General features: G+C 37.6%; 14 protein-coding genes. 6 read left to right on the plus strand and 8 right to left on the minus strand.

Going from position 1 to position 13,572, the window contains the following annotated elements; translation table 11 throughout:
* Positions 1–19 precede the first annotated feature (19 nt).
* The 3 genes from IGM13_RS10940 to IGM13_RS10950 are packed head-to-tail and all read right to left on the minus strand — an operon-like array spanning position 20 to position 5,108.
* The gene (locus IGM13_RS10940) at positions 20–3,157 is read right to left on the minus strand and encodes an SbcC/MukB-like Walker B domain-containing protein (protein ID WP_002419458.1); all 3,138 of its coding nucleotides are present in this window, start codon (positions 3,155–3,157) and stop codon (positions 20–22) included.
* A gap of 4 nt (positions 3,158–3,161) precedes the next feature.
* Positions 3,162–4,430 carry an exonuclease SbcCD subunit D gene (locus IGM13_RS10945; RefSeq protein ID WP_002382530.1) on the minus strand — a complete coding sequence of 423 codons (1,269 nt, stop codon included), beginning with the start codon at positions 4,428–4,430 and terminating at the stop codon, positions 3,162–3,164.
* 51 nt (positions 4,431–4,481) lie between these two features.
* Positions 4,482–5,108 carry a lysophospholipid acyltransferase family protein gene (locus IGM13_RS10950; RefSeq protein ID WP_002367188.1) on the minus strand — a complete coding sequence of 209 codons (627 nt, stop codon included), beginning with the start codon at positions 5,106–5,108 and terminating at the stop codon, positions 4,482–4,484.
* Positions 5,109–5,296: 188 nt separating this feature from the next.
* Here IGM13_RS10950 and IGM13_RS10955 point away from each other — a divergent pair, with 188 nt between their 5' ends.
* Both IGM13_RS10955 and IGM13_RS10960 read left to right on the plus strand, forming a co-directional pair.
* Entirely contained in the window at positions 5,297–6,031 is a 735-nt protein-coding gene (locus IGM13_RS10955) for a tRNA1(Val) (adenine(37)-N6)-methyltransferase (RefSeq protein WP_002356457.1), read from the plus strand.
* Positions 6,021–6,287 carry a GIY-YIG nuclease family protein gene (locus tag IGM13_RS10960; RefSeq protein ID WP_002356455.1) on the plus strand — a complete coding sequence of 89 codons (267 nt, stop codon included), beginning with the start codon at positions 6,021–6,023 and terminating at the stop codon, positions 6,285–6,287. The genes IGM13_RS10955 and IGM13_RS10960 overlap by 11 nt, the downstream gene beginning before the upstream one ends.
* Positions 6,288–6,354: 67 nt before the next feature.
* On the opposite strand, the gene IGM13_RS10965 is transcribed toward IGM13_RS10960, so the two are convergent.
* The 3 genes from IGM13_RS10965 to IGM13_RS10975 are packed head-to-tail and all read right to left on the minus strand — an operon-like array spanning position 6,355 to position 7,943.
* On the minus strand, positions 6,355–7,050 hold the full coding sequence (locus IGM13_RS10965) for a 5'-methylthioadenosine/adenosylhomocysteine nucleosidase (protein ID WP_002356454.1): 696 nt from the start codon (positions 7,048–7,050) through the stop codon (positions 6,355–6,357).
* Positions 7,051–7,065: 15 nt separating this feature from the next.
* The gene (gene macP / locus IGM13_RS10970; protein WP_002356451.1) at positions 7,066–7,362 is read right to left on the minus strand and encodes a cell wall synthase accessory phosphoprotein MacP; all 297 of its coding nucleotides are present in this window, start codon (positions 7,360–7,362) and stop codon (positions 7,066–7,068) included.
* On the minus strand, positions 7,359–7,943 hold the full coding sequence (locus IGM13_RS10975) for an NUDIX domain-containing protein (RefSeq protein WP_002367189.1): 585 nt from the start codon (positions 7,941–7,943) through the stop codon (positions 7,359–7,361). The genes macP and IGM13_RS10975 overlap by 4 nt, the downstream gene beginning before the upstream one ends.
* Positions 7,944–8,344: 401 nt before the next feature.
* Here IGM13_RS10975 and IGM13_RS10980 point away from each other — a divergent pair, with 401 nt between their 5' ends.
* The 4 genes from IGM13_RS10980 to IGM13_RS10995 all read left to right on the plus strand — a co-directional run bounded on the left by IGM13_RS10980 (position 8,345) and on the right by IGM13_RS10995 (position 11,757).
* Positions 8,345–9,025, plus strand: a complete 681-nt coding sequence (locus IGM13_RS10980) for a 5-bromo-4-chloroindolyl phosphate hydrolysis family protein (protein ID WP_002356448.1) — start codon at positions 8,345–8,347, stop codon at positions 9,023–9,025.
* A gap of 19 nt (positions 9,026–9,044) precedes the next feature.
* Positions 9,045–10,232, plus strand: a complete 1,188-nt coding sequence (locus tag IGM13_RS10985) for a toxic anion resistance protein (RefSeq protein ID WP_002356447.1) — start codon at positions 9,045–9,047, stop codon at positions 10,230–10,232.
* 144 nt (positions 10,233–10,376) lie between these two features.
* On the plus strand, positions 10,377–11,216 hold the full coding sequence (locus tag IGM13_RS10990; protein WP_002384084.1) for an NUDIX domain-containing protein: 840 nt from the start codon (positions 10,377–10,379) through the stop codon (positions 11,214–11,216).
* Positions 11,217–11,232: 16 nt separating this feature from the next.
* Positions 11,233–11,757, plus strand: coding sequence for a GNAT family N-acetyltransferase (locus IGM13_RS10995; RefSeq protein WP_002419457.1), 525 nt, complete (start codon positions 11,233–11,235; stop codon positions 11,755–11,757).
* 44 nt (positions 11,758–11,801) lie between these two features.
* Here the strand turns inward: IGM13_RS10995 and IGM13_RS11000 are convergent, their stop codons facing one another.
* Complete coding sequence (locus IGM13_RS11000; protein ID WP_002356444.1) at positions 11,802–12,287, minus strand: hypothetical protein; 486 nt, start codon at positions 12,285–12,287, stop codon at positions 11,802–11,804.
* Between the two features lie 137 nt (positions 12,288–12,424).
* Positions 12,425–13,549 carry an LCP family protein gene (locus IGM13_RS11005; protein WP_002368824.1) on the minus strand — a complete coding sequence of 375 codons (1,125 nt, stop codon included), beginning with the start codon at positions 13,547–13,549 and terminating at the stop codon, positions 12,425–12,427.
* Positions 13,550–13,572 lie beyond the last annotated feature (23 nt).

Below are 13,572 nucleotides of genomic sequence, written 5' to 3' on the forward strand. Positions count from 1 at the left end.
CGACTCACCTCCTCTTCTACTAAGCTAGCTGATAGTGAACGGTACTTTGACCATTCCCATTGCTTTTTATTTGTAATTGTTGTGGAATTCGTGCTTTTAATTCGCCAATATGACTAATAATCCCAATCATGCGGCCTTCATTTTCAATCGTTTCTAACGCCTCCATTGCCATTTCCAATGCTTCTTCATCTAAGGAACCAAAGCCTTCATCAATAAACAACGCATCAATTAAGACTCCGCCTGCTTGTTCTTGAATCACTTCTGCTAAAGAAAGTGCCAAAGCTAACGCTGCTATAAAACTTTCCCCGCCTGATAACGTGTGAGCGCTGCGCACCGTCCCTGAATTGTCATCATAAATATTGATTTCTAGCCCCGTTTGATTCCGATAACTGCCTGCTTCGTGATTCAATTCAAATTGATAACGACTATTGGTCAGGCGGTCTAAACGCTGATTAGCGACTGTCAGCACTCTTTCTAAATACGTTTGTAACATATACCGTTCAAAACTAATTTTTTTAGAATTATTGCCATTCACCGTATCTGCCAACTGTTGTAGTGCAGCAACTTCCTCAAACTTGTCTTCAATTGTTGTTCTTTGCGCATTAATTTCTTGAACCAACTGTTGGTTGTTCAGCATTTTTTCATGCAGTTGATAGTATTTTTTTTCTTGTTCTTCAATTTGTTGTGTTATTTGTTCAATTTCTGTGGTGATTAAAGATAATTCTGGGAACGTATCACTAGATAATTTTTTCTCAATTTCAGCGAGTTGGATAGTCAGTTGGGTTTGCTCTTGTTCAAATAAAGAAATTTGTTCTTGCTGACTTTCTAGTGTCGGTACCTCTTTCAACCACTCCGTCAATTGGTCCTCTGTCACTCCTTGTTCCGTTAAAATTGCGTTTAACTGACTCTCAAGTTGCGCGACTGTTTGTTGAAGTGTTTGTTGTTCTTTCTCCAAATGCGTCAAGGTACTTTCAAGGATCATTTCTTCTTTCTTCAAGGTTTCTCCTTGTGTCGTCACGGTTTCTTTTTGACGTTCAAATGCAGAGAGTTCTTCTTGAAGCAAAGTTTGTTGTTTGGTCATTTCTTCGTATGTGACGGTTGCATCCAATAATTGGCTAGCAATCATTTGCTGCTGGATAGTGATTCTTTCCAGACTTTGTTGCATTGTTTCTACTTGTTGTCGGAGCACTTCAAAGCGTTGGGAATTTTCAGCTACTTGTTCTTCTAGTTCCGCTAGATGGTCCTTTTCGACTGAAATTTCCGTTAGTTTTTGTGCTATTTGTTGTTTTTCTTTAGCTAATTGCGACTCAACTTCCGCAATTTCTGCAGGTGTTACTTGTGAAAAAGTTAGTCCTGTTAACGGCAACTGCAAGTCAGCAAACTGGGCTGCTAATTGTTCTTGTTCCTCAGTATACGCAGCTTCCTGTTCTTGTAATTGGCTTTCTTTCTGTTGCTTTTCCGCCCCTAATGCAGAGAGCGTTTCAGTAAATCGTTGAACCGTTTTTTCAACTTCCGTTAATTCCCGTTCCGCTTGATCAATCTCTTCTAGGGAAACTTCTTGATGAGTTTGTTGCTTTGGATGTTCTAAAGAGCCACAAACTGGGCAAGGCGCCCCCTCTTCAAGTAACAAGCTTAATCGTTGGATTTGTAAAGAGGCCCATTGACTTTTCTTTGTCTGCAACTTCGTTTCTTCGGCGCTTTTTTGTTGCTGTTCAACTGCAAACCGTTGTGTCAACTCGTGCAATTCCGCTTGGTTTTGACTAATTTTTTGCCAAGCTTTTTGATTTTTTTGCCAACGTTCTACAAAATTTTGCCAATGATCTGCTACACTAGAACATTCAAATTTTGCTTTTTCAAGTGTTCCTTCTTGTTCAATAAATTGTTTGGTTGTCGCCACTTTATCCTCTAATGTTATTTTTTCCTGTTGGCAAGATTCATACTCTTCTTGAACGGCTTGATAATTGGCTTGTTCTGCTATTTGTCGTTGGGCTAACTGTTCATATTCTTGGTATTGTGGTAATTGACGTTGAATCGTTTGAAGACGTTCTTGTTTTTCAGCAATCAATGGTTGTTGTTCTTCCAACTCACTCAGGATTGCTTGCCAATCCGTCAATGCTTGTTGCGTTTCCATGAGAGCTTGTTGTTTGGACTTTGTTTCTTGCTCTTTTTGTTGTTTTTCGCTTCGTTTTTCAAAGACTTTTTCAGCTAAAGATTGCTGTTTTTGGCTCCATTTTAATTGCTGAATCTGTTTCTTTAGCCGCTCAATGACGGTTTCCTGTTCAGCTTGTTTTGCTTTCTTTTCCAGTAATTCTTCTTTTTGCTGTTGCAAGTTTTGCCGTTCTTCAATAGCATAACGAACTTGCTCTTTTGCTTGTTTGGCTTGTTTTAAGGTTGCAATTTGTTCTCTTTCAACTAATAGTTGTTGCTGAGCCTCTTGTTGTTGGCTTTCTAATAATTGAAGTTTTTCAAAAAGTGTCATTGTCGGTTCAGGTTCTTCTGACCAATGCAACTGTTCTGTTTTCAGTTCAATTTTTTGCTGGGTTTCTTGAATCTCTTGATTGGCAATTTTTAAGCGTTCTTTTAAATTTTCGCTGAACAACTGATACAATTCTGTTCCGAATAAATTACGCAAAACCTTTTCTTTTTCATCACTTTTAGCAATTAAAAAAGTCCGAAACTCTCCTTGTGGTAACAATACAATTTGAGCAAATTGATTGGCGTTTAAATGCAATAATTCTTGAATGAGTTCGTCCACTTCACGTCTTTTAGAATAGGCTCGTAGTTCTTTCCCTTGAGCATCTTTGACAATTAAAGAAATTTTGGCACTTTGTTTACGGACTCCTGTGCCACGTTTTTTAAAAAGTTCTTGTTCGGGAAGGCGGTTCAGTTCATAGAGATACTCGTTATGTTTAAAAAGCAAAGTAACTTCAGTGGCTTCTGAGGGGTCAGCAAATGTGGAACGCATTTCTTTGCCTAAACGTAATTTTCCAGAACTTTCACCAAACAAAGCATAGCTCATTCCATCAAAAATCGTTGTTTTCCCAGACCCTGTTTTTCCACTAATTAGAAAAAGTGAAGAATCTTCAAACTTCGTAAAATCAATGGTTTCATTAATATACGGTCCGAAGTTTTTCAATGTTAAAGATAATGGTTTCATCCTGTTACTTCCCTCTTTCTAATTGATTAAGTGTACTCAGTTCTTCTTGGACCCATTGTGCTTGTTGTTCTGTCAAGGCCTCTCCTGTCACATCGTTAAAAAAGTCATGCAGATGTTCTTCTGGTGAACGTTGTTCTATTTGTACCACTTTTTTCTGATTTCCGTTGCTTGTTTCTCGACCATTCAAACGTTCCAACCCAATAATTTTGGGGTAAATTTTTCGCAATTGATTCATCATGTTGGGAATGATCGCTCGGTCGGTTAATTGGACATGTAAATAATTTTCCCGATTCACTTCTTGATAAAAAGCGGGATCCGTTAACTGCTGAAACGAGCCCGTCAATTGTTGAATGTCTCGTAATGGTTTCAAAGCACGGAATTGAAAATGAACTTCAGTTTCTGTTTCAACAAGCCAAACACCCTTTTCTTGTGTCATTTCTGATAAAGAAAATTTTACAGGCGAACCACTGTATCGAGCATTAGGTGCCTGCAACGCATTTTTTCCATGTAAGTGGCCCAACGCGACATAATCAAAAGGCTCTAACAAAGCCGTTGGAACAACATCCAAACCACCCACTGTTAATTTTGTTTCAGAATCAGTTTTTTCACTGCCAGCGACAAAAAAATGACTAACTAACACTTGTTTTTTGTTGGGGAGAAAAGATTCCTGCATTTTCGCGACAACTTTTTCCATCGCCGCCTGAATCGTTCGAATCGTTTCATCTTCAAAATATAAGCGAGCCGCAATCGGTTCAAAATAAGGCAACAAATAAAATTGGGTATTGTCGATTTCAATTGGTTGAAAGGCTTGTTCTAAACGCGTATTCAAATGAAATTGCGTTTGGTTAAACCAAGGGCCTCCTGTTTCTAAACGAGTACTGCTATCATGGTTTCCCGAAATAGCTAACACGGGGAAATGCTCTTTGAGATTCATTTGAATCATCATTTCATTAAAAACCTCGACTGCTTCAACCGCTGGAACAGAGCGATCATACAAATCTCCAGCGATCACAACAGCATCCACTTGCTCTTCTTTCGCAATTGCTAAGATTTGTTTAAAGGCTTCTCTTTGTTCTGCCAACAAATCAAAACCATGTAATTTTTTGCCAATATGCCAATCTGCTGTATGTAAAAATTTCATTTTTTCACCGCCTAAAAAAGTCCTTCTTATTATTATAACAAATTTCTGGTATTTTTTAAGAAAATCGGACAGAAGAATTAGATTTTTAACAAACTTTTTTCTTAACGCAAGAAAAAAGACAGGAAGCATCATCTTTTGATGAGACTACCTGCCAGTAACATACCTATTCTATAGCGGTTTGTTTTATTCTTTTTCTGTTGAATCATACTTAAAAGTTGGATCAATTTCTTTATCTAACTGATCAAATGCTTCTTGCATCCGACGTTCCACTTCAGCTAAACCGTCTTTATCCATTTTTTTAATATCGCTAATATCGATTGGGTCCCCAAAACGAACCGTTACTTTTTTACGTTTAAACAACTCTTTTAAAGTTAACGGACCTTGATAAACAGATGGCACGATAGGTACTCGACCCATTTTAGCAATCAAGGCTACCCCACCTTTTAATTCTGAGGAATGACGCGTGCCACTAGGGAACATAATCAAACTTAAATCAGAATTTTTTAAAATTTTGACAGGTGTTTTAATCGCGCTGGGACCGGGCTTCTCACGATCCACCGGAAACGCATTCGCATGTTTTAAAATGAAACGTAAAACAGGATTTTTAAACAACTCTTTTTTTGCCATAAAGCTAAACTTCTTAGGACTGCCAGCAACAGCTAAATACAGCGGTTCCCACCATGTTCGATGCGGCGCAACTAAGACATAGTTTTGGTCTTTTGGTAATTTTTCTTTATTTTCATAATGTGCATTTCCATTAATCACAAATAAAATGACGCGAACCACGCCACGCATAAATGTAAAAAACATAATTTTCTTCCTTTCTTCTCTCCGCTTTCTAGTATGCCGAAAGCTCTACCTTTTGACAAGCTTTTTTTACTTCTATCAATCAGAGAAATAACATGCCCCCACTAATCTAGGGAACAGATTTTGTCATACGGGTTTAAAAGTAGTATAATACATGAACAATCAGATGAAAAGTTGGAGGTTCTTAATCTATGTTATTATCCGGCGAACGGATTGATCAATTATATGCGGATGATATTCAAATTATTCAAAGCAAAGAAGTCTTTTCTTTTTCCATTGATGCAGTCTTATTGGCTAATTTTCCGCAACTACCAAAAAAAGGCAAGATTGTCGATTTGTGTGCTGGCAATGGCGCGGTCGGCCTCTTCGTTAGTCGGAAAACAGCTGCAAAGATCGACCAAATCGAATTACAACCTCGTTTGGCAGATATGGGTCAACGAAGTATTCTATTAAATAAATTGGAAAAACAAGTAACGATGTATGAACGTGATTTAAAACAAGCGACAGAGGTCATCAAAAAAGATTCTGTCGATTTAGTACTATGTAACCCCCCATACTTTAAAGAACGACCAACTAGCCAAAAAAATCCAAACCCGCACTTAGCGATTGCCCGTCATGAAATTCACACGTCTCTTCAAGAAGTGGTCACTGTGTCGGCGGATTTATTAAAAACAAATGGTCGCCTCGCAATGGTTCATCGTCCTGATCGTTTCCTGGATATTTTACATGCCATGGAAAACGCCAATATTGCGCCGAAAAAAGCTCGGTTTGTTTATCCGAAGCCAGGCAAAGAAGCTAATGTTTTACTAATTGAAGGCATTAAACAAGGCAAAAAAGACGGTTTTCGTGTGTTACCACCTCTTTTTACATACAATGAAAAGAACGAATACGAAGCAGAAATGAAGGCTATGCTTTATGGAGAATAAGAAATCCCATTATTTTTATGTTTTACTTTGCCAAGATGGTTCCTTTTACGGTGGCTATACAACTGAGCCAGAACGTCGATTAACCGAACATAATAGCGGAACTGGTGCAAAATATACTCGATTAGCCAAACGACGGCCAGTCAAAATGATTCATACAGAGAAATTTGAAACACGTAGCGCGGCCACCAAAGCCGAAGCCGCCTTTAAAAAATTAACGCGTAAACAAAAAGAACAGTATTTAAAAACCTTCCATTAAATGACAATAACTCAGAAAGAAACAGCCATCATTTCATTGATGAAATGATGGCTGTTTCTTTCTCTTTTTAAACTAAGTTTTCGACAAAATGAATAACCATTTCGGCTGATTTTTTCCCAGCTTCATCGATGAATTCGTCAAAGCTTTGAGTTGCTTCGCCATCTGCTGTATCACTCATTGCCCGTACAACTAAGAATGGAATATTGAACTGTGAAGCCGCTTGGCCAATTGCTGCGCCTTCCATTTCACAAGCTAAGGCTTCAGGAAACTCTTTCTTAATTTTGGCGATTTTCTCAGCGCTATCCACAAAAGTATCTCCAGTAACAATCAATCCTTTACGAATAGCTAAACCAGTTTTTTCAGCAGCTTTCGCAATTTCCATCCGCAAGTATTCACTTGTTTCAAAATACAAAGGCACACCACCAGGCAATTGTCCATAGGCATAACCAAAACCAGTGACATCAACATCAAAGTAAGCTAATTTGTCTGCAATGACTAAATCGCCGACTTTTAGTCCTTCACCGATACCACCAGCAGAACCTGTATTAATCACCATATTTACGCCATATTGATGAATCAATAAAGTCGTCGTCACAGCTGAGGCCACTTTACCAATTCCTGAACGAACCACAATCACCTCATGTCTTCCTAACGAACCAGAAACAAATAAAGCGCCTGCTCGTTCCCATGACATCGTGTCTGTCAATTTTTCTTTTAGAATTTTGACCTCTTGATCCATTGCTCCAATAATTCCAATTTTCATAGTGATTCCTCTTTTCTATAAATTCAAAACGATATACGCCACAACGGCTAATAAAATCGCTACAATAATAATTGCCTTGTTTAACCAAGTACTCCGTTCTCGACGCTTCGAGTATTCTCCTACTCGTGACTTGTTGATTGGTTTTTGTTTTTTCTTTTCTTTACGATAAAACGTCGAAATTTCTTTTTCTTTTCGCTTATACGCTTTTTCCGCCAGCTTCTGTTCTTCCTGCTGACGACGTTCTGCTTCTTTTTCTTCTGCTTCTCTGCGTTTGCGAAGTTCTGTCCGAGTGACTAACGGACCTTTGCTCATTGCGTGTCCTCCTTAAACTGTCTCTGCAGTAAATACAATTCCCAGTATTGTATAGCAAAAAGTGTTTTGGCATCACAAATCGTGCCCTTTGCCACTTCTGCTTTGGCTTCAGCTATTGTTAGCTCGTAAAGTTCCAAGATTTCATCTTCATCTTGAGGACGCGGATTTTCGACTTTCTGCAAATCCGTTGCCAAATAGAGAGCCAATTTTTCGTTAGCAAATCCTGGTGACAGATACATTGAATTTATGTAGGTGAGCTGACCTGCACGATACCCAGTTTCTTCTTCTAATTCCCGCATAGCCGTCATTTCCAATTGATTTTCTTCTCCAGGATCAATTTTTCCCGCCGGAATCTCTAAAATCACTTGTTCCAAGGGTTTTCTAAATTGTTTAACTAAGACGATTTTTCCTTCTGCGGTTAACGGAATCATAGCTACTGCGCCTGAATGAAAAACCAATTCACGTTTAGCTGTGCCGCCTGTCGGTAAAGCCACGTCATCCAAAAAAACATCAATAATCTTTCCTTTAAAAATTTCTCGACGTTGAAGTGTTTTTTCTTCGAAGTCCTCATAATTTAACATATCTTTCACCAACCTTTCTTGTTTATCATACCCTAAAATGATAAAAATCGCACCCCTTCTTCTCTAGTTAAACCCTTTTCAAAGAAAAAAATTTATTGCTTTAGAAAAAAATTACATTTTCGAAAAAAAATAGACATAAAAAATTCACAACTTCCTTGTATTATTTAAGCATACCAACAAACAACCCTAACAAAACACTTTTTCATTTTTAACTCCTTTCCCGTCCTACCCCCAATTAGGACGGGTCTTTTTTTGCGTTTTATACTTTTTTCTTAGGATTTCACTAAATCATAAAATACATCTTCCGCTGTATGTCTTTTCTCTCACAGAGTATGCTAAAATAACTATTGTAACGAGAGCTGACTCTTTCGAGGATTAGATAGATAGGAGGAACTATATAAATGAACAAATTAAATACAAAATTACTGATTGGCTATATTCTTTTAGGAGCCTTAATCATTGCTGTCGCTAGAGAATATGGCTTCTTCGCTTTTGTGATTCTGGTAGGCTTTTTAGTATTCGTTCTCTATCGAAAAAAGAAAAATGCCGCCGACAAGAGCGATCAAATGCCTTACTTAACGAAAGATAAAGAAGCCCATTATCGTGAGTTGGGGTTATCTCCACAAGAAATTGATTTTTTCAGAAGTACAATGAGCACAGCCAAAAAACAAATCATACAATTACAAGAAAACATGAATCGTTCAACTAAATTACGGGCGATTGACTTACGTAATGATACAACGAAGGTTTCTAAAGCTCTGTTTAAAGAGTTAGTGAAAGAACCTAAAAAGTTACACTTAGCCAATCACTTTCTCTACACACATTTACCAAATATCGTTGACTTAACAAGTAAACATTTAGAAATCGAACAACATGAAGTAAAAAACAAACAAACGTATGAAAAATTAGAAGAAAGCGCACAAATCATTGACCAATTGTCAAAATTAGTTAAAAATGATTATGAGGAAATCGTTTCCGATGACTTAGACGATTTAGATGTCGAAATGTCGATCGCTAAAAGCAGCTTGTCGCAAAAAGCTGCAACTGAGGAATCACCTCAAGTAAACGAAGACCAGCAATAATCATTAGGGAGGAAAAAAAATGACTGAGCAACAACCCAAAGAAACAACATCTGTAACCAATACATTGGACGATTTATTAAGTAATCCATTTTCATCAATGGATGAACTAACACCAACGCAACAAAATGAACTATCTGAGTTAAAAGAACAGCAAGCAGCTCCTCGTTTAATTGATAAATTACCACAAGAACGTCAAGCCCAAGCAAAAGAGTTAGCTTCAAAAATTGACGTTCAAGATTCACAAGCAGTAATTACCTATGGTTCAAATGCCCAAATCAAACTTGGCGAATTTTCGCAAGCGATGTTAAACCACGTTCAAGCACAAGACATTGGTCCTGTTGGTGATTCACTGACCGATTTAATGTTTCGTTTAAATGAAGCCAATCCCAATGAATTACGTGCTGGCGAAGGCAACTTTATTCAAAAAATGTTAGGTAAAGTCAAACAATCCGTTTACGAAATTACCGCCAAATATCAAAAAATTGGTGCGCAAATTGACAAAATTGCTGTCAAATTAACCCATGAAAAAGATGGTCTTTTAAAAGATAATGCCATGTTAGATCAATTGTATCAAAAAAATAAAGATTATTTTGATGCCTTAAACATCTATATTGCCGCTGGGGAATTAAAAGCAGAAGAACTACGGACGCAAATTATTCCTGAAGCCATGAAAAAAGCGGAAGAATCTGGGGATCAAATGGATGTCCAAATTGTTAATGATTATAACCAATTCCTAGACCGTTTAGAAAAAAGAACCCATGATTTACGCTTGGCTCGTCAAATTACGATTCAACAAGCCCCACAAATTCGTTTAATCCAAAATACTAACCAAGCTTTGGCTGAGAAAATTCAATCATCGGTGAATACAGCGATTCCGTTATGGAAAAACCAAGTAGTCATCGCCTTGACCTTACTCCGTCAAAAAGATGCTGTGACTGCTCAACGTCAAGTCTCTGAAACCACCAATGACTTACTGAAGAAAAATTCAGAAATGCTAAAAATTTCTGCAATTGAAACAGCAAAAGAAAACGAACGTGGCCTAGTCGATATTGAAACATTACAAAAAACACAAAATGATTTAATTGAAACTATCCAAGAAACATTACGTATTCAACAAGAAGGAAAAGAAAAACGCCAAGCTGCCGAAATCGAGCTTGGCCATATGGAAGAAGATTTGAAAAATAAATTATTAGAATTAACACAATAAACAACGTTTAGAACAAACTTCTTATAGTACAAGCCTGGGACAAAAATCACTTTGGATTTTTGTCCCAGGCTTGCTTTTCTTTTTACGCTTGAATATTGTATTTCAGCCACTTAATGATACAATAAAAGAAAACCATGTTTCTTTTTGAAAGGAGGAGCAATTGTGCCACAATTTGCTTCTAAAGCCGAAGAAAAAAATTATTATGAACGCCAAGCTAGCTTAGCAGAGTTTTTAACTTGGTATCATCAACAAGAATTACCTGAATATGAAAAACCCTCTTTAACCGTTGATATGGTTCTTCTTTGTTACAACAAGGAAGCCGATCAATTAAAAGTCTTACTGATTCAACGTAAAGGTCACCCCTTTAGAAACTCATGGGCGCTTCCTGGCGGTTTTGTTAATCGTAACGAATCTACTGAAGATAGTGTTTTAAGAGAAACAAAAGAGGAAACTGGTGTGGTGATTTCTCAAGAAAATATTGAACAATTACACAGCTTTAGTCGCCCAGATCGAGATCCTCGTGGCTGGGTCGTGACAGTTAGCTATTTAGCCTTTATTGGTGAAGAACCTTTAATTGCTGGCGACGATGCCAAAGAAGTCCACTGGTTCAATCTTGAACGGCATGGTCAACACATCACGTTATCTCATGAAGATGTGGAAATTACTTTAGACTTGAAAACAGCGGCCTCTCTTGGTAAAGATACATTAGCCTTCGACCATAGTGAAATTATAATTAAGGCGTTTAATCGTGTTGTTGATAAGATGGAACATGAACCGCAAGTGCTTCAAGTCTTAGGAAAAGATTTCACCATTACGGAAGCCCGTAAAGTTTTTGCAAAGTTCCTCGGCGTTGATTATCGCAGCATTGACCATTCAAATTTTAAAAAAGCCATGACACAATATTTTGAAGAGTTAGGTGAACGTCCCGTTGGCATTGGCCGCCCTTCAAAAATTTACCAATTGAAAACAACGACAGGGTTCTAAGAGGAGGGAATATTTTTTGACTGTTTACTTAAGAAAAGCAGAACCTTCTGATTTGCCTGACATCCTTGCTGTCATTGAAGATGGACGCCGCACCTTACAAAAAAGTGGCATTCTCCAATGGCAAAACGGCGATGGCCCGAATCAAGAAATTTTAGCAAAAGATATCGACCAGCAAACTTGCTATATTTTAATGGTTGATAATGCCTTGGCAGGCGTTGGTGTTTTATGTTCGGAGATTGATCCTGCTTATGAAGCGATTTTTAATGGTTCTTGGCAACCTCATTCCCAAGCTACGTATACAGCAATTCACCGTGTTGCTCTAAAAAGTTCCTTTCAAGGTCAAGGACTGGCCTTGGTGCTTTTGCGCTTACTGATTACAGCCGCTCGTTTGCAAGGTGCTACTGATATTCGAATCGATACACATCCACAAAATCTCGCTATGCAGCACCTGATTAAAAAAGCTGGCTTTGTTTATCAAGGTGACGTGATTTTAGATGTTAACGATGGCGAACGTTATGCTTATCAGATGATATTGAAATAAAAAAGTTAGGGATAACTGCCAGATTGACAGCTATCCCTAACTTTTTACATCTTATGAACACTATGAGCGCTTTGAATGCCCTCACAGGCTTCTTTACAAGCTTGATTAATTAATAAATAAGAGGATTCTTTTTGGCGGATTCCTAATTGATATTTCAATTCATCTGTCACTTGGCAAGATTCACTTAATGCCTCTAACCAGAAAAATACTCCTTCTTTATACGTATCTAATCCTTCTAGCAAGATTTTCGTTGCTTCTTTATCATAATACGGCTCTAAATTTTTACGAAACATCATTTCTTCTGTAAAAAAACGATTCACATTATTTCGGCAAAACATATAAGTATCACGGCCTCTCCGATGTGCAGCCTGATTACAACCGTATTCTTGAACTTCTTTAGAGATGGCTTTGAAAATTTCGTTGTATACTTCAATTCTTTGCATAATTGACAAAATGGTATCTGTATAACTAAACATAACTCCTTGCTCCCTTCCCCTTCTAAGTAACAAAAATTTGCTTGTTACTTTCATTATAAAGGGAATGTTGGGTTTATATCAAATGATACGCTGTTTTCTTGCTAAAATCCTTCGTTTTTTCCTTAGAAGAATAATAAGTAAGCGGATTACTTAATCTGTTATGTTCGGATTTTCTAGACTTGGAAAATAAATTATTTTATAAAGCCATTTTCCGTTTTAACTGATGGCAACGGGCCAGTCTGTGTATTGCCAGGAACACCAATATACGTATTGCCGTTGATGGAAGTCATTTCGTTTTCCTCAGCTGCCTCATCTTGAACGGTATAATCACTTTGATATAAAAATTCACCGTTCGTATGGAAGACATAGCCGTCTTGATCTCGTTCATCTGGCTTTTCTAAATTTAAAGACACGCGTAATTGATGACGGACATTTTCAATACTATCTGGATATAGTTCAACCATACTGCGCCCTTCATTACTAAAAGTGCGCCAGTCAAAAGAAAGCTGTTGTTTATCATAATTGGTCCAAGTCAAACCTTCTTTGACTAAATGAGTCAATTCATTGGAATCCACATCAGTTTGAATGTTTCCATTTAACGAATCAATAATGTCCATTATTTTCATGATTGATTGACCAGATTTCAACTTGTCTTCAACTGCTTGAATAATTTCTTGTTGTCGGAATCCACGCATAATATCGTTATCGCTATGTCTTTCACGGGCATAAGATAAAGCTTTCGTACCATCTAAATGCTGTTTCCCTGCATCAAAATGAATGGATCCTGGCCCGTCTTTGGTGACACCATCAAACGCCTGCTTGACATTGACATCTATGCCGCCAACTGCATCAATTAACTTAATAAAAGATAAAAAGTTAAACACAACGTAATGATTGATTGGAATATTCAATAATTTCTCAACTGTGTTAACAGAAGCTGTTGGTCCATCGTAGGTATAGGCGGCTTCAATTCGCTGCATCCCTTGGTAATTTTTCGCATCAATTTGAACAAAACTATCCCGTGGCAAACTTAAATAGGTTATTTTCTTCGTCTTGTTATTCACGGTAATCACCATCATAGCATCAGTCCTAGTTGTGCCTAATTTCCGTTCAATTGTATTGTCTAGACCCATGACCAAAAACGATTGACTATCTTTATTTTGCGCTTCAGTATAATCATTTTTTATGGGAACGTAGCCTTTATCAATCGTTTTCTTTAAATAGCTACCCGCTACAGCAAAGTATGCTGAGCCGACTGTGACAAAAAACAAAATGATGACTAAACTAATTAAGCTGATTTTTCGCTTCCTACTCATTGGCTGTACTTCCTCTCTCTTGA

Source organism: Enterococcus sp. DIV0561 (genome assembly GCF_050539875.1).
In the GTDB taxonomy this organism is placed as follows: domain Bacteria; phylum Bacillota; class Bacilli; order Lactobacillales; family Enterococcaceae; genus Enterococcus; species Enterococcus faecalis.

Excerpts from the sequence above, each read along its gene's own strand:
- IGM13_RS10940 (WP_002419458.1), bottom strand. The coding sequence starts at position 3,157 with ATGAAACCATTATCTTTAACATTGAAAAACTTCGGACCGTATATTAAT.
- IGM13_RS10945 (WP_002382530.1), bottom strand. The coding sequence starts at position 4,430 with ATGATGCTTCCTGTCTTTTTTCTTGCGTTAAGAAAAAAGTTTGTTAAA.
- IGM13_RS10950 (WP_002367188.1), bottom strand. The coding sequence starts at position 5,108 with ATGTTTTTTACATTTATGCGTGGCGTGGTTCGCGTCATTTTATTTGTG.
- IGM13_RS10955 (WP_002356457.1), top strand. The coding sequence starts at position 5,297 with ATGTTATTATCCGGCGAACGGATTGATCAATTATATGCGGATGATATT.
- IGM13_RS10960 (WP_002356455.1), top strand. The coding sequence starts at position 6,021 with ATGGAGAATAAGAAATCCCATTATTTTTATGTTTTACTTTGCCAAGAT.
- IGM13_RS10965 (WP_002356454.1), bottom strand. The coding sequence starts at position 7,050 with ATGAAAATTGGAATTATTGGAGCAATGGATCAAGAGGTCAAAATTCTA.
- macP (WP_002356451.1), bottom strand. The coding sequence starts at position 7,362 with ATGAGCAAAGGTCCGTTAGTCACTCGGACAGAACTTCGCAAACGCAGA.
- IGM13_RS10975 (WP_002367189.1), bottom strand. The coding sequence starts at position 7,943 with ATGTTAAATTATGAGGACTTCGAAGAAAAAACACTTCAACGTCGAGAA.
- IGM13_RS10980 (WP_002356448.1), top strand. The coding sequence starts at position 8,345 with ATGAACAAATTAAATACAAAATTACTGATTGGCTATATTCTTTTAGGA.
- IGM13_RS10985 (WP_002356447.1), top strand. The coding sequence starts at position 9,045 with ATGACTGAGCAACAACCCAAAGAAACAACATCTGTAACCAATACATTG.
- IGM13_RS11000 (WP_002356444.1), bottom strand. The coding sequence starts at position 12,287 with ATGAAAGTAACAAGCAAATTTTTGTTACTTAGAAGGGGAAGGGAGCAA.
- IGM13_RS11005 (WP_002368824.1), bottom strand. The coding sequence starts at position 13,549 with ATGAGTAGGAAGCGAAAAATCAGCTTAATTAGTTTAGTCATCATTTTG.